Origin of the sequence: Pseudomonas sp. R1-7, from assembly GCF_051132105.1 — a bacterium.
Lineage (GTDB): Bacteria > Pseudomonadota > Gammaproteobacteria > Pseudomonadales > Pseudomonadaceae > Aquipseudomonas.
This window is the reverse complement of sequence record NZ_CP071661.1, coordinates 2,746,795-2,765,938: the sequence shown is the minus strand read 5'-3', so window position 1 is coordinate 2,765,938 and position 19,144 is coordinate 2,746,795. Positions and strand designations below refer to the sequence as shown.

Sequence of the window (19,144 nt, the reverse complement as noted above, 5' to 3'; positions counted from 1 at the left end):
TTGGTTTCGTGGGCGGGATCAACCGGAGAAGTCCGTTAGCGCTGCGGATCTAGCGTCGTGTTCAGCCAGCTCAGGCAGTGTTTTCAGTGGTGCGGCCTGTTCGGTAGCCTCTTGCACATATTCGAAATTCGCCGACTTCACGACAAAATCCCCCCGCGTCCCCGACTCGATGAGGCCCTCATCCAGCGTGATGTAGCTGCCGCCTGCATTGAGGGTGATTTTCTTTTTCGCGACGATGCGGATTTCGTCCTCGGTGCTGCTGATGTCCAGCCCGTGACGGGCCATCAGTTCCAATCGGTCGTTCTGCGCCTGCACCATCACCGGCCCCTGGTTGACGATCAGCTTGAGGCCCAGCTTGCGCACGAACAGGCTCATCCCCTGGCCCACGCCGATGAACAGGCGCTTGACCACGCTGAGGTCGGCCTGGCCGCCGGCGTTGAGCATCAGGTTGTGTTGCGCGGCAAGTTGCAGGTGCTTGCCGCTGGTCAGCGCGATGCCTTGGGGAGCGCTGAGCAGCAGGACGGAGGTCTTGAGCTGTTCGAGGTCTTGCCTGAGCAACGCCAGTTGCGCTTGCACGTCGGCGGGTTCGGCCTGGCTCGCCTGCGCGTCGCTGGAAAGGCTGTCCAACTGATCGACGGCCTGCTGCAACCGGTCTGTCGCCGCGCTCATTTCCAGCACGTCGCCCTTGGCCTTGGCCTGCTCATCCGCACTGATAAACACCCCCTTGCCACCGCGAATCGCCCCCCAGCCATCGGTGCGCAGTTCAAACCCTTCGCCACGCTTGTTCCGCTCGGCATCCACCAGGTGCCCCAGGTTCAACTGGCTCTTGCCGCTGTGTTCGGTGCTGAGCTTGATGTGCTCCTGGCCGCGGGTGTCGTCCAGGCGCAGTTTGTTGTTGGTCGGGGTGCGCAGGACGTTGCGGCGTTCGTTGCGCGCGGTGACCGGGTCCGGGTGGCGGTCATCGTGCAGGGCGTGGGCGATGTAGGGGCGGTCGGGGTCGCCGTGTTCGAAGGCGATCGCCACTTCGGTGCCGGCCTGCAGCGGGAAGTGCAGGCCGTGGGTGTCGCCGCCGTAGGGCCGGGCGAGGCGCAGCCAGGCGCTTTCGCGGCCGGCTTGCCAGGTGTCGCGGTCGAACAGGAAGCGCACTTTGTAGCGGCCTTCGAAGTCGAGGTCGGCGTACGGCGGGTTGACCACCGGGTGGCTGATGCGGGCGGGGATGGTGCCGCTCATGCGCGGCTTGGGCAGCAGCGCCGGGCGAAAGCACACGGTTTCCGAGTAGGGAATGGCCTGGAAGGTGGCGATGAAGCTGCGGTCGCGGGCCGCTTCGGTGCGCAGGCTGACGATCACCGCGCCGGGCTCGAAGGCCTTTGGCGCACCGCCGGTGATTTCGAGCCGCTGCGCCGGGGCCAGGGTGGCGCTGCTGGTGGTGCCGCTGAGTCGGGTCTGGTCGTTGAGGTAGCGTTCGTGGCGCAGGCGGGCGTAGAAGAAACCGCTTTCGCTTTGCAGGTCTTCGTCCAGGGCATAGCGCTCGCCCAGCACCGTGTAGGGTTCGGCGTAGTGATAGGCCTCGCCGTAGGTGCCCTTGGCGCCTCGGGTGTGGTCGACTTCGCCGTCCAGAAAGGCATGGGCCTCGCGGTGATGGTAGGCGCGAAAGTTGATGTTCTTTTCCACCACCTGGTGGGCGGTCTGCAGGCTCCAGACCGCGTCCTGCCCATCGGCGGTCAAGCCGGACGGCGGGCGACACGGCAACTTGACGCCGCGCTGGTAGTGCCGCTGGTCGTCGTGGAATTCCACCACGTCGATGTGCAGGCGATCGTCGCTGGTGACGCGGTACCAGATGCCGACCTCGGCCAGCAGGCGCTCGACAAAGGCCAGGTCGCTCTCGTCGTACTGCATGACCTGCTCGCGCCGGGGGTACTGGCGCACCAGGTTGAAATAGAACTCCTCGCCCCGGAAATCATGGCGCGTGCGCAGGATGTGCTCGACGATCTCGGGCACCGACTGCTGCTGGTAGATCCTGAATTGCTTGCCCCGTGCGAGCCGCGCGAAACGCGGTCGCAGGGTGATTTCGTAGCGAGCTTCGTCGTTGGAGCCGGACAGGCGCCTGAAGCCTGAGATCACGCCATGAAACGAGCGCAACGGTTTGATCACCGGCGGTGTGAAGCCCCTGGGCGTCGGCGGTGGCGGCACGGGGTACAGGTTGAAATGAGCCCACCGGTTGAGCACGTCGGTGGCCGCCAGGTCGTGCTCGGTGCAGGTGAACTCGATGCGGTAGAGGTAGGGACGGCTCAGGTGCTCCTCGCCGGTGAAGGCCAGGACGTCGAGGTGGGCGTCGAGGTCGGAGACTCGCAGGGTGTGGCGGCTGTGGTCGAAGAAGGTCGGCATGGGCATGTTCATTGCGCGGCCTCCATGGCGACAGTCCCGGTGGCGTCCGCGCCATCGACGAAACGCAGGGTAATCCCCTCCTCCTGGCAATAACCCAGGTGCACCCCGTGCGTGCGCAGCTGCGCCGCCCGACGTTGCAGCAACTGTTGGCTCAGCACCGGCAGGATTTGTTCGTTGAGCAGGCTGTCGATGTTGCGCGACCCGGTATCGGGCAGCAGGCAAGCGGCAACCATGGCCTCGCTCAGGGCGTCGTCGATCTCGCAGTCCAAGCCATAGTGGCGTTGCAAACGATTGGCCACCTGGTCCAGCTTGATGGCGACGATGCATTGCAGGGCATCGACATGCAGCGGCCGATAGATGAGGGTCTGGAAGCGCGCCAGCAGGGCCGGCTGGAAGTGTTCGCGCAGGATCGGTCGCATGAGCTCATGCAGCGCGCTGTCCGATGCGTCGGGTTGCTCCAGCAGGCAGGTCTGCAACGCATCGCTGCCAAGGTTGGAGGTCATGAGGATGACGGTGTTGCGAAAGTCGATCTCGCGCCCCTCCCCGTCGCGCATGAAGCCGCGATCGAAAACCTGGTAAAAGAGGTTGAGCACGTCGCGGTGGGCTTTTTCCACCTCGTCGAGCAGCACGACGCTGTAGGGTCGTTGGCGCACGGCTTCGGTCAGCACACCGCCCTGGCCGTAACCCACGTAACCAGGCGGCGAGCCTTTGAGCTGGCTGACGGTATGGGCTTCCTGGTATTCGGAAAGGTTAAGCGTGATGAGCGCTTTTTCTCCACCGAACAGGCTGTCGGCCAGGGCCAGGGCGGTTTCGGTCTTGCCCACCCCGCTGGTGCCTACCAGCAGGAAGACGCCCAGGGGCCCTTGTCATCGGTGAGCCCTGTCTTGGCTGCCCGCAGACGCTGGGCCAATGCAGTGAGTGCCGGGGCCTGGCCGATGACACGCTCGGCCAGTTGCTGTTCCAGCTCCAGCAGGTTGGTTTGTTCGTCCTTGAGCAGGCTGCCCAGGGGCACGCCGGTCCAATCGGCAATCACCTCAGCCACGCTGCGCGCATCAACGTCCAGGGAAAGCAACGGTTGCTGGCCCTGGATTACATCCAGTTGTCGCTGCAACCTTGTACATTGAGCCCATTGCATGGGCTGCGCCTCACGAGCGTCGAGCAACTGCTGGGACAAATCGAGCACCTGGCTGTATTGGCGCTCCAGTTCGACCCGAGCATGCTCCAACTCGCCGTGTTGCGCAGCGATTTGCATCAGCCGCTCGGTGTCGACGCTACCGCCCAGGCCCCGGTCCGCCTCCAGTGCCTGGCGTTCCAGCTCCAGGGCGACTTGCCGCGCCTTGACCCGGACCAGCGCCTGGGGTTCGCAATCGACACTCATGCGCACCCGTGCGCTGGCGGTGTCCAGCAGGTCGACGGCTTTGTCCGGCAATTGGCGCCCCGTGAGGTAGCGCCGCGACAGGCTGACGGCAGCCTGCACCGCCGCATCCTGGATGTGCACACCGTGGTGGCTGGCGTACCGGGCCTTGAGCCCGCGCAACATGAGGCAGGCATTGGCGTCATCCGGCTCGTCGACCTTGACCTGCTGGAAGCGTCGCTCCAATGCCGCATCACGCTCGAAGTACTGTTTGTACTCACTCCAGGTAGTGGCGGCGATGGTGCGCAACTCGCCGCGGGCCAAGGCAGGCTTGAGCAGGTTTGCCGCGTCGGTGCCTCCCGCCTGGTTGCCGGCGCCGATCAGTGTGTGGGCTTCGTCGATAAACAGCAGGATCGGGGTTTCGAAGTGCTGCACCGCGTCGATCACGCTCTTGAGGCGTTGCTCGAATTCGCCCTTGACCCCAGCGCCGGCCTGCAACAATCCGAGATCCAACGCACGCACGCTGACCGACTTGAGGCTGTCCGGCACGTCGCCTTGGGCGATGCGCAGCGCCAACCCTTCGACCAACGCGGTCTTGCCCACGCCGGGCTCGCCGACCAGGATCGGATTGTTCTTGCGTCGGCGACTCAAGATGTCGATGACCTGGCGTATTTCATCGTCGCGACCGAACACCGGATCGATCAGTCCTTCCGCTGCCTGGGCAGTGAGGTCCTGGGTGAACCGGTCCAGCAGCGCCTGCCGTGCATCAGGTCTGGCGCTACCGGCGGCAGGCTCGCTCGATACCCCGTCCGTCCCGCCCACGACGACGAGCTCTTGTTCGCTGGGACGCTCATCGGATATTTGATCCAGCAACCCGGACAACCGCTGCAATTGCGACTCGCCAAGGCTGAGCAAAGGCCAGGCCGCGTCGCAGGCCAGCAGGCCGGGCGCATCCATCAGCGCCCCTAGCAAATGGGCGGAGCGCAGCCGGTCGTTGTCGTCATCCAGCGAGGCGCGCAACCAGGCATTCTTGATCAGTTGCTGCAACGGTTCCGACAGCTGCGGCTTGGCCTGGACGCAACGCGGCAAGGTGTCGAGGTGACTGAGCAAACCGCACCAAAGCGCCTCCAGGTCCAATTCGTGACGGCGGGCGATGACAGTCAGGTCGCCCTCGCCCTGCCCCAGCAACTTGAGCAACCAGTGCTCGATGGTGATCTGCCCATGGGCACGGCTCTGGCACAGCGACGCCGCATCGCTCAGGGCTTGGGCACAATAGGGATTCAGACGACGAAGCAGACGCGTGGGGCTCTGTACCATGGGTGGCATCCTTGTGCAGGTTTCGGTGGTGGTCGGGCAAGCGCCGGACAAAAAGCGGATGTGCTTGGCTGAGCGCCCGCGAACGGACGCTCAACCCAACACACCGGCAATCGACAGGCCAGGCGGCCTGTCGATGCCCCGCGCGTCAGGCGCTTTGGCGTTCGCTCCAGGAATCGGAATGGATGATGTTGCCGTCCTTGTAGGTCCAGGTGATCTTTTCGTAGCGCAACTCAACCTGTTCCAAATGGTTGTACTTCTCCTTGGTCGGGTCCTTGATGTCGTGCATTTTTGGCGCGACCTTCACCACCTTGACGCTCTCCAGCTTGGTGATGAAATACTCGACTTCCTGCCCCGCATCATCGATGCGATACCACTTGAACTCGGCGCTCTTGAGGGTCTGGCCTTTGGTCACGGCCTTATAGAGGTAGGGACTGGAAGCGTCGATTTCCTTGGAAAACAGGAACGGCGTGTGGACCCGCGCGCCCGTCAACTTGCCGGTGTTGTTATCGGTCGGGATGTACAGGCTGTGGTCCTGGGCGACGACTTCGATGCTGCCCTCGCGCTTTTGCACGTCCACCGAACCCTTGATCTCCGCGCCGCCGTCATCTTGCAGCCAGAGGTAAACGGGAATTGCCATGTGAAGCTCCTTTTCATAGTTGAACGTCGCGGGATGCGACGGGGGTTGCCTGTCGGTCCCTGTCGTGGGCAATGCACAAGCACCCGCTTCAGGTACCAGACGGATATCGACACGACGGTTGGCTGCGCGCCCCGCCGCGGTGTCATTGCTGGCAATCGGTTGGCTGGCGCCGAACCCCTGCACGGCAAAACAGCTGTCGGGAACGCCGCCCATGCGCAGCATCCATTCATGCACGGCGGCGGCACGCTCGCGGGATAACCGGAGGTTTTGCGCGGTATCGCCCGTGGCATCGGTGTGCCCGGCGATGACGATCAGCCAGCCGGGTTGGGCCTTGATTCCCACCAGGGCCTTGATCAACACCTTGGTAGCGTCCGGCTTCAGCCGCGCGCTGCCTGGACTGAACAACGACAAACTGTCCAGCCTCAACGGCTCGGACGCCGGCAAAGCCATAGGCCCGGACGGCGCCCGGCGATGGGAAAGTGCCGCCAGCAGCGGCTCACGCAGAGGGGCGCCGCGGTACAGCCCCAGGCCCAGCGCCAGGGGCTCGCCATGTCGGTGATAGGTGTCCAGGCGATGCGCGGCCTCACCGAGGATCGCCTCGGCTTCCTGGTGCCAGCGGGATGTTCGGTGCGGTTGCGATTCCACCAGGCGCGGCGCGTAACGGCGCAGATCGTCTGTGACTTGGCGCACCAGCAAAGTGTTCTGCCACGCTGAGTTGGCCAGGGCGACCGCACCGGCGAGTGCGAACATCCATATCGCAATGATGCCGGCACGCTGCACCGATGTACGTTGGCCGCGCAGGGGAATCAGGCTCAGAAGAGGGTCCGGAAACGGCAACATCGCGTTCGTGACGGCTGGCCTGGGGTCGGCCAGCGCCACCTTCTTGCGTAGCCATTGCGCCCAAAGGTTTCCTTCCAGGGCTTGAGGCAGTTCCGGTACCGGTCTGACCGCCCAGCACACCGTCGAGCCTTGATCAGTGCCGGCAGTACATGCGTTGAAGTGCGGCAGCACTACCTTATGCAACCAGGCAGCTGCGTTTTCCAACTGCACGCCGGCCTGCATCCGCATCGCTCGCCATGATGAGTCGGTGGGTTGCTGCAGCCAGTCGGCCAGATCGGCGCAGGCTCCGGCATCAAGGACGCGAGGCGTCGGCTGCCCACCGGTCCAACAGAACCACGGAGCCTCGCCCCGCGACGCATGGAAATAGCTCACCAGGGTCAACGGCATTGACGCACCTTGCCTGCCCGCCAGCGTGGCTTGATGACGAAACGTCCGTATCCGCCCCGCCAGTTCAGCTTCATCGCTGTGCGCCGCAGGATTGATGATGAACATAACGCTAAGCTGAGGGCCCCACCCCGGGCGCAAGGCCTGGATGCTCTCGGTCACGTTCGGCAACAGATCGAGGGCCGGTACGCGTACATAGCAACCCTGGTGGGTCACCCGTACGGCCAATTGATGGTCGGCAATGCTGCCGAACAAACCCTCCAGGCCATCGCCGCAGACCAACACCACAGGCTGACGAAACGAGGCTGGGGGCATGGACACGTTGGCGGCGAGTTTCACCGACTCGCGCAAACGGGCGGCACGACGGTTGCCCACGACCCACCCCACCGCCGCGACGCTCACCATGCCCACCACGACGACCGCGCATATCCACGCGGCAAGCGGGAGCATCAGCAGCAATGCCAGGACAAGCATCCCGGCCCATAGCCAAAGGACTCGTTGCAACTGGATTGTCATAGGCCCCTCACGCCTGGCCGGGCATGAGGGAAGCAACCACGCCGGCCAGCCAGTGATCCATCGTCCACCAGACGCCGGCGAGCAGCAGCGCCACCGTCAGGCCGTGTATCCAAGGGGATGGGTACCAGGCCAGGCGATTGCCCTTGCGAGTCACCAGGTTTGCGCAGATGTTCAGGGGGAGAACCCGTTCATCAAGGGCCTCCAGTACCTGCTCGCGCTCAGGGTCGGCAAGGTCTGTGTAACGACCCTTGAAACCCAGCATGAGAACCCGATGAAACACCGTCAGCACCCGAGGATCCGGGGACGGTTCGCGCAGCACCAGGCGCATGTCCTCGTAGAGGAACTCACCGGCCTGGTGGCGATTGAACAACTTGGCCTGCAGCGGTTCACGGGTCCATTCAGTCCGTACCTCGCCTCGGGTACAGAGGAGCACCGCCTCATCTAGCAGCGCGCATTGGGCATGGTTGATGTGCTCGATGTCGCGCGGATCCATGGCTTGCAGTTCGAGTTGCTCTCGAACTTGCTGGACCTGGGCCAGGCAAAGCTGTTGCAGTGCATTGGTGTCCGGCACCGACAGGCCCTGGTGCAACTGGACCACCAGCAAATAGCTGTCCTGGAGCAAGGCATCGATATCAGGCACCATTGCGCTTGGTTTTTTCGAGAAGTTCAGCGTCATGTGCGTAGCACCGCAAACAGTTCAAGTTGGACTTGCGACAAAGTGCTGGGCACGTAGCAAGCGAAAGTCCCCGAAGCCAGCATGGCTTGGCCCTTGGGGTGGCCGAGGTCGAGGGCGAAGTATTGGTTTTCCAGGCGCAGCGGGATGGCCGCCGGCACATGGCTCAGGGGCTTCAGCGGGACGCCATCGAGCGCCGCATTGATCAAGTCGTCGACCTCCGCTGGCGCGCCGACCTTGCACAGGCGGGGAAACTGATCCTGAAGCTGTGCCGCCGGTAACTGGCAACGCACCGACAGGTAAAAGTCAGCGCCGTCGGGTTCACAGAGCCGGGCATCATTGAGCGTGACTTGCCAGCGATTGGCGCTCTGCGCCAGCGCCAGCGCGATGACGCGCGATGGCAGGCTGGCTTCCAGCAACGTTGCAATACAGCGCATCAGCGGCGGGAACACCGTTTCCAGATGTTCATGTCGATAGGCGGGGATCTGGTCGATGTCGTGTTCCAGCGAAAACGTCAGCAGGCTGCCGGCCAGCTTGGCCAGCTCCATGTAGACCTGCTCGGGGTGGCGTTGGGGATAGGCCTTGAGATCAGCCAACACCGGCTGATAGGTGTTCAAGGCGTTGAGCAACCAGAACAACGACACATCGGCGACGGCGAAATCGGCCATGCGCTGGTTGCTTTCCCGACGCATGCCCATGAGGCGCTGTCGCTTGGCCGACAGCTGCGTCAGCAGATTCTCCAACTGGACCAGGAGCCCCGGGTGCGCGGAAAAACTGAGCAAGGGCGGCACGTAGGCCGGGTCGAGCCCCCACCTGCCCTGCCCTTCGGGCACCAGGCGCGCGATGGGACAGGTCAGGTAATCGCCATTGTCGTCCTTGTCCAGACGCAGTGTCAGCGCGTGTTCCAGCACAGCGATCGACTGGACTTCGTCGGTATACAGATCCTGTACGGGGCGCCAGTCCTGGCGATAGCGAGTGGGTCGCTCAGCCCGCCCCTCCTGCATCAAGCAGTTGTTGCCGTTGGCCTGCTCCAAGGGCAAGGCCAGCAGCACGAGCGCCTGCCCGGCGGCGTCGGTCATCAACCGCGACAACTCCAGCCCCGGCGGCAGGCGATCAACTCGGTCGCTGTCGATCAGGCTGCCGTCGGGCATGCGCACGTTGAGGCGGGTTGCCTTGAGCTTGCCCAGGCGCAATGCGTCGGCGTCGAACTCAACCGCCGTCACGCCCCAGGGATGGGCCGCGACGAGGCTGGCGAGCTGTTCGTTGGCCCAGGCGTTCCAGCGCGCCTGTTGCTGAAACTGTTGCGCAGACAATAGGGTGCCGGACGTCCACAAGGGACGATCGATTTTCATGGCGTCGTATCCTCGGGATTAAGTCAGGCTTTCGCCTTGGGCATTTGCGAAACCAGCGATAGGTTGACGTCCATGCCCTCGACCTGGAAATGCGGCACGGCGTACAACTTGACCCGGAAGAAACCGGGGTTGTCCTCGATGTCTTCCACCGTCACCTTGGCATCACGCAGGGGATGCGAGGCCTGCAGGGCATCGCCCGGATCGGTCATTTCGGTCACCAGCCCGCCGATCCACTTATTGAGCTCCAACTCCAGGAAGCGACGATCCTTGGTGGTCCCGATGTTTTCGCGCTGGATCAACTTCAGGTAATGGGCAATACGTGAGAGCAGGAAGATATAGGGCAGGCGAGCATTGATGCGGCTGTTGGCGGTGGCGTCCGGCGTGTCGTACAGCGCGGGTTTCTGGGCCGAACTGGCGGAGAAGAAGCAGGCGTAGTCGCGATTCTTGTAATACGACAAGGGAATGAAGCCGAGATTGGCGAATTCGAACTCGCGAGTTTCTGGAATCATCACCTCGGAAGGAATCTTGACCTGATTACCGGTCCCCAGGTCATACAAGTGGATCGGCAGGTCCGTGACCGCGCCACCCGACTGAGGCCCACGAATCTGCACGCACCAACCATTGGCGATAAAGCTCTTGACCATATTGGCGGCAAAGGCAAAGGACGCGTTGGTCCACAAATATTTGTCGTGATCGGGGCCCTTGACGTTTTCGATGTAGTTGAAGCTGCGCACGGGAATGGTGTCCGGCCCATAGGGCAGACGCCCCAAGACCCGTGGCATGGTCAGGCCGATGTAACGCGCATCGTCGCTGTCACGGAACGCCTTCCACTTGATGTACTCGGCCCGATCGAAGTAGTTGCCGATGTCCTTGATAGCGGCCACTTCTTCCATGGTTTGTTTGCCGAAGAACGCCGGCCCCACCGAGCCAATAAAGGGCATGTGGGCCGCGGCGGCCACTTTCGAGATATTGCGCAGCAAGGCGATGTCCTGCGGGCTGCGGTCGAATTCGTAGTTGGAGATGGTGGCTGCAATCGGCTCCCCGCCCGGCGTATCGTATTCGCGCGTATAGGTATGCAAATACAGACCGCTCTGGGCGATTTCAGGGGCATCCTCGAAGTCGCGCACCAGGTCAGCCTTGCGGATATCCAGCAATTCAATGCGCACGTTCTGGCGAAAATCCGTCTGGTCGACCAGGGACTTGACGCCGCGCCAGGTCGATTCGACCCGTTGAAAATCAGGGTGGTGCATGACCGCGTCGAGCTGACGGCTGATCTGCATGTCCAGCGAGGCGATGTGTTCGTCGAGGAGGACTTTGTCCAACCGCTCTACTTTCTGCGACGACTCCTTGAGCAACTTCAAAAACACACTGACAGCGGCCGTGACCCGCTCATCAACCGAAGCCTCGGACAACGCCTCGGCGTGCTGGAACGTTTCGATACTGCCCAGCTCAGCAACGGGGCTCAGGTTGATCTTGCTGAACAAAGCCGCATAAACACCCTTATCTTCAGCCAACACTGTAGCGCCGCGCGATTGCACGTTAGAACTTTCAAGAGACATATATTTAGTTACTCTTCTGGCCTTGCGGCGAAATGAATTAGCGGGCTTCTTTTGGCGCCAATGCGGCCAATTCAGTTCGGAGTTCATCACTGAGTGCATCATCCTGAAGGATGCGTTCCAACTCATGACGGAAGGTCATGTTGTCCAGCAGGTTCGACTTCAGGTCGCGCAGCAGATTGCGCATGGCCAACAGCGCCCGCAGCTGAGGAATCTGGCGTGCCACCTGCTCCGGCTCAAAATCCTTCATGCGCTGGAAGCACAGTTCGACGGTTATATCCGCTTCATCATCCATCAGCGTGTTGTGCGCAACGAACGTCAGGCGTGGGGAGAGTTCCTCCAGGACACTATCAACGTTGTGTTTATCGATATTGACCTTAGCCCTCTCGGATAATGGGCGCTGCTCCTGGCCGTTACTGTAGTCACCCATCACCATCAGCTTTAGAGGCAATTCAACCTTCTTCTGTGCGCCCCCGGTGTGTAAGTCGAGTTTGATATTGACCCGACTCTTGGGCACTTCATTTTGAAAACTGTATGAAGCCATACTTCCTCCTTTGAAATAATGTCAAGGCAATGATTTGAATATCATCGTTGCTCTGCATCCTGCATCCGCGCTTTCCACTGACTGAATGTAGGCGCGAAGTGCAAGGCCGGAAAGGCTAAAAGCACCCGTCTGGACAAAAAGGAATTGGCTCACAAAAGGGAGGTCAAGGCCCTACAGAACAGGCCTACGATTTGCTCGAAAATAATACGCATGTAGGAAAAGAATTACAGACGCGAGAAGGAACAACGCTATTTATGGCTAAGCCCGTCTTCTTGGCATCCGTTTCCAGGAACCGGCCACAAGACGCAAAGTTCCAAGCTTTTGTCGCCCGGATGATCTATACCTTCAAGGACACGCAGTCAGGCCAAATGCAACCGACTAGGGCCTGTACGAAATGTGTTCGCGCGAAAGCCAGACAAGGCGAAACGGGGCGAGGAAGCGCAGTGTACTGGAGTACATGAGCATTCCGAGCCCCGTTTCAACGCAGTATGGGTGAGTGCGGATACATTTGGTACAGAGCCTGACGTCTCCAGATAAAACGAGTGTGGCTAAGCCATTTCGGGTGAGCTGCCTTTATAAGACTGGCCTGCAGCATCTGTTCACGGCGCCTACCGTAGAACGGACACATTATTTTTCAGTGCCTGAAGTACCCATCATGACCCCGAGCAAGCGCGTTTCGATTCTGTCCAGCAAGGCGCTATTGGGGCTTTGTCTATTGATGCCGCCGCTGGTGCTGGCTCACGCGGACGCTGAGTCGCTGGAACTGGAGCTGCACATCCCCGATGCGCCTCCGCTGACATTCGTCAACGATCCCAGGGGCTACGGAGTTGTTGGCGATGTCGCCGTGGCGGCCATGACCAAGGCCGGCTACGCGGTGAAGATCCATGTGCTGCCTTGGGCTCGGGCACAAAAGCACGTCAGTGAGGAGCGCGATTACCTGATCGCTCCCCTTTCGCGCATCCCCATTCGTGAGGATCGTTTTACCTGGATCGCTTCGATCCTGCCCATGGAGCGAGCCTTCTTCAGTCTCGAACGGCGGGTGAACAGCTTCGCCCAAGCGAAGGAAACCTACCGCAAGATCGGCGTCGGCCTTGGCAGCGCACAAGAGGATATCCTGCGCGCCGAGGGCTTCAGTGATGAGCAGATCTATCCATTGGCCATTGGTGACAACCCCGCCCAACTGCTGCTGATGGGGCGTATCGACGCCTGGTTCAACGGCGTCCCCGAGAGCCGTTATATCTGGCCGAAAGTGTCCAAGCGCAAATTGCTCATGAGTCCTGTTGGCAGCAGTGCCGACCTTTATCTGGCATGCTCCCGGCAATGCTCGGCGAAACTCGTCGAGGATTTGCGCGGTGCCGTGGAAGCGTTGCGCAAGGAGGGAGAGATCGAGCGTATCCATGACATTTATCTGCCTTGACCGCCTTGAGTGCACCATGGCAATTGGACGGCAGCCCACCTGAAGGGATATCAAGCGGATTGATAGCCCACTAACGAAGCCCCCGCAATAGAGGGGCCGTCGATGGCTTATATCATTCCGAATGATAGTTACCTTTGTTTCATTCGATTCGTTCCTCTGTGCCTCGACACGCATCATCCGCCCATCTCAATACACTTGGCGGATGCTATCCATGGAACATTCACTTTCTAAATTGCGCTTTCCCCTCGCACTGTTGGCAGTGCTGGTGATCAGCGCGTGCGGCAAGACCCCCGACACGGCAGCTTCCATGCCGGCGGCCAAAGTCAGCGTGGCCAAGGTACTGGAGCAACCCGTCAACGAATGGGATGAATTCACCGGACGCCTGGAAGCACCGGAAACCGTCGAGATCCGACCGCGGGTCTCGGGGCAGATCGATGAAGTCGCTTTCACCGAAGGCGCACTGGTCAAGAAAGGCGACCTGCTGTTCCAGATCGACCCCCGCCCCTTCCAGGCCGAAGTACGTCGCCTCGAAGCCCAGCTGGCCCAGGCCCGCGCCACCGCCACCCGCAGCGAGAACGAGGCCCAGCGTGGCGAACGCCTGCGCCTGAGCAACGCGATTTCCGCTGAGTTGGCGGACTCGCGCACCACCGCTGCCCAGGAAGCCCGCGCCGCCGTGGCGGGCATCCAGGCGCAGTTGGACCTGGCCAAGTTGAACCTGAGCTTTACCCGGGTCACCTCGCCCATCAACGGTCGTGCCAGCCGGGCAGAAATCACCGCCGGCAACCTGGTGACTGCCGACGTCACACCGTTGACCAGCGTGGTTTCCACCGACAAGGTCTACGCCTACTTCGATGCCGACGAGCGCGTCTTCCTCAAATACACCCAACTCGCCCGCCAGGGCCAGCGCGGCCAGGCCACGCCGGTGTACATGGGCCTGTCCAACGAAGACGGCAACCCGCACCTGGGCCAGATGAACTTCGTCGACAACCAGGTCAACCCGCAGACCGGCACCATCCGTGGTCGTGCGGTGTTCGACAACAAGGACGGCGCCTTCACGCCAGGTCTCTATGCCCGACTGAAGCTGGTGGGTAGCGGCACCTATTCCGCCGTACTGATCAACGACGAAGCCGTGGGCACCGACCTGGGCAAGAAATTCGTGCTGGTGATGGATGGCGAGAACAAGCCGGCCTATCGCGCCGTCGAGCTGGGGCCGAAGATCGAAGGCCTGCGCATCGTGCGCAACGGCCTTAGCAAGGACGACACCATTATCGTCAAGGGGCTGCAACGGGCCCGCCCGGGTTCGCCGGTTACGCCTGAAACCGTGCCGATGGCCAGCGAGCAAACCCTCGCGGCCCTGGCACAACAACGTAAAGCGCTCGAAGCCAGCAACCTGCCCCAAGTCGCGCCCTCCAAGGCCGCGTCCGGATCGGCAGGCAAACTGGCCTCTGCGTCCCCACGCGGCTAAGGGACTGTACTCAAGATGAAATTTTCCCAGTTCTTCATTTCGCGACCGATCTTCGCAGCGGTGCTCTCGCTGTTGATCCTGATCGCCGGCGCCATCTCGCTGTTCCAGCTGCCGATCAGCGAATACCCGGAAGTCGTGCCGCCGACCGTAGTCGTGCGCGCCAACTTCCCGGGCGCCAACCCCAAGGTCATCGGCGAAACCGTGGCCGCGCCCCTGGAACAAGCCATCACTGGCGTCGAGAACATGCTGTACATGTCCTCGCAGTCCACCGCTGACGGCAAGATCACCCTGACCATCACCTTCGCCCTCGGCACGGACCTGGATAACGCCCAGGTGCAAGTGCAGAACCGCGTCACCCGGACCGAGCCAAAGCTGCCGGAAGAAGTGACTCGCATCGGCATCACGGTGGACAAGGCATCGCCGGACCTGACCATGGTCGTGCACTTGACCTCGCCGGACAAACGCTACGACATGCTCTACCTGTCCAACTACGCCTTGCTCAACATCAAGGACGAGTTGGCACGCCTGGGTGGCGTGGGTGACGTACAACTGTTCGGCATGGGCGACTATTCCCTGCGCGTCTGGCTCGATCCGAACAAGACCGCATCGCGCAACCTGACCGCCACCGACGTGGTCACGGCGATCCGCGAACAGAACCGCCAGGTCGCTGCCGGTGCCCTGGGTGCGCCGCCGGCACCGAATGCCCAGGCTTTCCAGCTCTCGATCAACACCCAGGGTCGCCTCGTCAACGAGGAAGAGTTCGAGAACATCATCATTCGTTCCGGCGCCAACGGTGAGATCACTCGCCTGAAGGATATTGCCCGGGTCGAACTGGGTTCCAGTCAGTACGCCTTGCGTTCGCTGCTGGACAACCAGCCGGCGGTGGCGATCCCGATCTTCCAGCGTCCGGGTTCCAACGCCATCCAGATCTCCAACGACGTCCGCGAGAAAATGGAGGAGTTGAAGAAAGGCTTCCCGGCCGGGATGGACTACAGCATCGTCTATGACCCGACGATCTTCGTCCGCGGCTCCATCGAGGCGGTGGTGCACACCCTGTTCGAAGCCCTGATCCTCGTCGTGCTGGTAGTGATCCTGTTCCTGCAGACCTGGCGCGCCTCGATCATTCCGCTGGTGGCGGTGCCGGTGTCGCTGATCGGTACGTTCGCGGTCATGCACCTGTTCGGATTCTCCCTCAACGCCCTGTCACTGTTTGGCCTGGTACTGGCCATCGGTATCGTGGTGGACGACGCCATCGTGGTGGTGGAGAACGTCGAGCGAAACATCGAATTGGGGCTCACCCCCGTGGAGGCGACCAAGCGCGCCATGGGCGAAGTGACCGGCCCGATCATCGCCACCGCCCTGGTGCTCTGCGCGGTCTTCGTTCCGGCGGCTTTCATCAGTGGCCTGACCGGTCAGTTCTATAAGCAGTTCGCCCTGACCATTGCCATCTCCACGGTGATCTCGGCGATCAACTCCCTGACCCTGTCGCCGGCCCTGGCCGCCGTATTGCTCAAGGGACATGACGCGCCCAAGGACCGTTTCTCCAAGTTCCTGGACAAGATTTTCGGCGGCTGGTTGTTCCGTCCGTTCAACCGCTTCTTCGAACGTGCCAGCCACGGCTATGTGGGTACCGTCGCTCGGGTGATCCGCAGCAGCGGTATTGCCCTGGTTGTCTACGCAGGCTTGATGGTGTTGACCTTCTTCGGTTTCTCGAACACACCGACCGGCTTCGTGCCCGGCCAGGACAAGCAATACCTGGTGGCCTTCGCCCAATTGCCGGATGCCGCGAGCCTGGATCGTACCGAAGACGTGATCAAGCGCATGTCCGACCTGGCCCTCAAGCAGCCAGGCGTGGAAAGCGCGGTGGCGTTCCCGGGCCTGTCGATCAACGGTTTCACCAACAGCCCGAACGCCGGCATCGTGTTCGTGACCCTCAAGCCCTTTGACGAGCGCAAGGATCCGAGCATGTCGGCCGGTGCCATCGCCGGTGCCCTGAACGGCCAGTACTCGGAGATCCAGGAAGCCTACATGGCGATCTTCCCGCCGCCGCCAGTACAGGGCCTGGGCACGATCGGTGGTTTCCGCCTGCAAATCGAAGACCGGGGCAACCTGGGCTACGACGAACTGTACAAAGAAACCATGAACATCATCACCAAGAGCCACAACGTGCCGGAACTGGCCGGGCTGTTCACCAGCTATACCGTGAACGTGCCCCAGGTCGATGCCGCTATCGACCGTGAGAAAGCCAAGACCCACGGCGTGGCCGTCAGCGACATCTTCGACACCCTGCAGATCTACCTGGGTTCGCTGTATGCCAACGACTTCAACCGCTTTGGCCGCACCTATCAGGTCAACGTCCAGGCCGAGCAGCAATTCCGCCTCGAATCGGACCAGATCGGCCAGCTCAAGGTGCGCAACAACCGTGGCGAGATGATCCCGCTGGCGACCTTCATCAAGGTCAGCGACACTTCGGGACCGGACCGCGTCATGCACTACAACGGCTTCATCACCGCTGAAATCAACGGTGCCGCCGCTCCGGGCTACAGCTCCGGCCAGGCGGAGAAAGCCATCGAGAAACTGCTCAAGGACGAACTGCCCAACGGCATGACCTACGAGTGGACCGACCTGACATACCAGCAGATCCTCTCGGGCAATACCGCGCTGTTCGTGTTCCCGCTCTGCGTATTGCTGGCGTTCCTGGTGCTCGCGGCGCAATACGAAAGCTGGAGCCTGCCATTGGCGGTGATCCTGATCGTACCGATGACCCTGCTGTCGGCCATCACCGGAGTGATTCTGTCCGGTGGCGACAACAATATCTTTACCCAGATCGGCTTGATCGTACTTGTAGGACTTGCCTGTAAGAACGCGATCCTGATTGTCGAGTTCGCCAAGGACAAACAGCTCGAGGGCATGAAACCGCTGGCGGCGGTCTTGGAAGCGTGCCGCCTGCGTCTGCGGCCGATCCTGATGACCTCCTTCGCTTTCATCATGGGCGTGGTGCCCCTGGTGTTCTCCAGCGGCGCCGGTGCGGAAATGCGCCATGCCATGGGTGTGGCGGTGTTCTCGGGAATGCTTGGCGTAACCTTCTTCGGGCTGCTGCTCACTCCGGTGTTCTATGTACTGATCCGCAACTTCGTCGAGCGTAGCGAGGCCCGCAAGGCGGCCCGGGCGTTGAAACTGGAGGCGCAACAATGAGTTTGAAAGCGTTCGTACCGAGCCTGCTGGTCCTGGCGCTGAGCGCCTGCGCGGTAGGCCCGGACTACAAGGCACCGCAAACGGAGGCGGCGAACATTACCACCGCCACCGACGGCGCCGCCGGCCAGAAGAACTTTGACCGCGCCCGCTTCGAGGGCATCTGGTGGCAACAGTTCGACGACCCGACCCTCAACGCGCTGGTGACCCGCTCCCTGGAAGGCAACCGCGAGTTGCGCGTGGCCTTTGCCCGCCTGCGGGCCGCCCGGGCGATTCGCGACGATGCCAGCAATGACGCCATGCCGACCATTACCAGCCGTGCCAGCAGCGAACTGGGCAAAGGCCAGAATCCGATGGGGCAGACCGACGACCGGATCAACTCCGAGCGTTACGACCTGGGGCTGGACATGGCCTGGGAGCTGGACCTGTTCGGACGCATCCAGCGCAACCTGGAAGCGACCGATGCCGACCAGCAGGCCGCCGAGGCCGATCTCTACCAACTGCAGGTGACGATGATCGCCGAGCTGGTGGACGCCTATGGGCAACTGCGCGGCGCTCAGTTGAGGGAGAAAATTGCGCTGGCGAACCTCGAGAATCAACAGGCGTCCCGCAAGATCACCGAAAGCCTGCGCGACGCCGGCGTGGGCGATCAGCTTGACGTGGTGCGTGCCGATGCCCGACTGGCCGCGGTGGAGGCCAGCGTGCCGCAATTGCAGGCCGAACAGGCCCGCCAACGCAACCGCATCGCGACGTTGCTGGGCGAACGTCCGGACAAGCTGACCGTAGACTTGAGTCCTAAACAGTTGCCAGCCATTGCCAAGGCCCTGCCAATAGGGGATCCGGGCCAACTGCTGCAACGCCGTCCCGACATCCTCAGCGCCGAGCGTCAACTGGCCGCTGCCACGGCGCGCATCGGCGTGGCCAAGGCCGACCTCTTCCCTCGGGTCAGCCTGAGCGGCTTCCTCGGCTTCACTGCCGGGCGCGGCTCGCAGATCGGCTCTTCGGCGGCCAACGCCTGGGCGCTGGGCCCGAGCATTACCTGGGCCGCTTTTGACCTGGGCAGCGTGCGGGCTCGCTTGCGTGGAGCGAGCGCCGAAGCGGATGGCGCCCTGGCCAACTATGAGCAACAAGTGCTGCTGGCCTTGGAAGAATCTGAAAACGCCTTCAGCGACTACGGCAAGCGTCAGCAACGCCTGATCTCGCTGATCCGCCAGAGCGAATCGAGCCGCGCGGCCGCCGACCTCGCCGAGATCCGCTACCGCGAAGGCACCGAGGATTTCCTTGTGCTGCTCGACGCCCAGCGTGAACGCCTGGCGGCCGAAGACAGCCAGGCCCAGGCCGAAGTCGACCTGTATCGCGGCATCGTCGCGATCTACAAGGCCCTGGGTGGCGGCTGGCAGCCGGAAACCGTCGCCAGCAACTGACACCCTTCCCAACCGAGCTCCTTTGGTTGGCCGCAACCAGCCAATTGTTTGCCCCGCGTCTCATTCGGACGCGGGGCTTTTTTTGTTT

12 protein-coding genes and 1 pseudogene are annotated in these 19,144 nt (G+C 62.0%); 4 read left to right on the top strand and 9 right to left on the bottom strand.

From position 1 onward, the window contains the following. Nucleotides 1-18 precede the first annotated feature (18 nt). From J3P79_RS12450 to tssB, 9 genes and pseudogenes are all read right to left on the bottom strand, one after another. Nucleotides 19-2,397, bottom strand: coding sequence for a type VI secretion system Vgr family protein (locus tag J3P79_RS12450; protein ID WP_434610946.1), 2,379 nt, complete (start codon nt 2,395-2,397; stop codon nt 19-21). After that, entirely contained in the window at nt 2,394-3,209 is an 816-nt protein-coding gene (locus tag J3P79_RS12445; protein WP_434610943.1) for an AAA family ATPase, read from the bottom strand. Before J3P79_RS12445 ends, J3P79_RS12450 begins: the two co-directional genes overlap by 4 nt. A gap of 11 nt (nt 3,210-3,220) precedes the next feature. Beyond that, nucleotides 3,221-5,056 carry an AAA family ATPase gene (locus J3P79_RS12440; RefSeq protein ID WP_434610941.1) on the bottom strand — a complete coding sequence of 612 codons (1,836 nt, stop codon included), beginning with the start codon at nt 5,054-5,056 and terminating at the stop codon, nt 3,221-3,223. Between the two features lie 145 nt (nt 5,057-5,201). Further along, on the bottom strand, nt 5,202-5,693 hold the full coding sequence (locus tag J3P79_RS12435; RefSeq protein ID WP_434611446.1) for an Hcp family type VI secretion system effector: 492 nt from the start codon (nt 5,691-5,693) through the stop codon (nt 5,202-5,204). 174 nt (nt 5,694-5,867) lie between these two features. Then, nucleotides 5,868-6,143, bottom strand: a pseudogene (locus J3P79_RS12430) (OmpA family protein); the annotation flags it as partial. A gap of 1,297 nt (nt 6,144-7,440) precedes the next feature. Then, a complete protein-coding gene (gene tssL / locus J3P79_RS12425; protein ID WP_434610938.1) occupies nt 7,441-8,109 on the bottom strand; it encodes a type VI secretion system protein TssL, short form in 669 nt (222 codons plus the stop codon). Continuing rightward, nucleotides 8,106-9,458: a type VI secretion system baseplate subunit TssK gene (gene tssK, locus J3P79_RS12420; RefSeq protein WP_434610937.1), complete on the bottom strand. Its 1,353-nt coding sequence runs from the start codon at nt 9,456-9,458 to the stop codon at nt 8,106-8,108. Before tssK ends, tssL begins: the two co-directional genes overlap by 4 nt. A gap of 23 nt (nt 9,459-9,481) precedes the next feature. Next, nucleotides 9,482-11,017 carry a type VI secretion system contractile sheath large subunit gene (gene tssC / locus J3P79_RS12415; RefSeq protein WP_434610934.1) on the bottom strand — a complete coding sequence of 512 codons (1,536 nt, stop codon included), beginning with the start codon at nt 11,015-11,017 and terminating at the stop codon, nt 9,482-9,484. 37 nt (nt 11,018-11,054) lie between these two features. Beyond that, on the bottom strand, nt 11,055-11,558 hold the full coding sequence (tssB, locus tag J3P79_RS12410; RefSeq protein ID WP_434610931.1) for a type VI secretion system contractile sheath small subunit: 504 nt from the start codon (nt 11,556-11,558) through the stop codon (nt 11,055-11,057). 655 nt (nt 11,559-12,213) lie between these two features. Between tssB and J3P79_RS12405 the strand changes: the two genes are divergently transcribed. The 4 genes from J3P79_RS12405 (at nt 12,214) to J3P79_RS12390 (ending at nt 19,056) form a co-directional block, all read left to right on the top strand. Beyond that, nucleotides 12,214-12,975 (top strand): substrate-binding periplasmic protein, encoded by a 762-nt coding sequence (locus J3P79_RS12405; protein ID WP_434610929.1) that lies wholly within the window; start codon nt 12,214-12,216, stop codon nt 12,973-12,975. 211 nt (nt 12,976-13,186) lie between these two features. Next, a complete protein-coding gene (gene mexE / locus J3P79_RS12400) occupies nt 13,187-14,440 on the top strand; it encodes a multidrug efflux RND transporter periplasmic adaptor subunit MexE (RefSeq protein WP_434610926.1) in 1,254 nt (417 codons plus the stop codon). A 15-nt stretch (nt 14,441-14,455) separates the two neighbouring features. After that, complete coding sequence (locus J3P79_RS12395; protein ID WP_434610924.1) at nt 14,456-17,635, top strand: efflux RND transporter permease subunit; 3,180 nt, start codon at nt 14,456-14,458, stop codon at nt 17,633-17,635. Then, a complete protein-coding gene (locus J3P79_RS12390; RefSeq protein ID WP_434610922.1) occupies nt 17,632-19,056 on the top strand; it encodes an efflux transporter outer membrane subunit in 1,425 nt (474 codons plus the stop codon). Before J3P79_RS12395 ends, J3P79_RS12390 begins: the two co-directional genes overlap by 4 nt. The last annotated feature ends 88 nt before the right edge of the window (nt 19,057-19,144 follow it).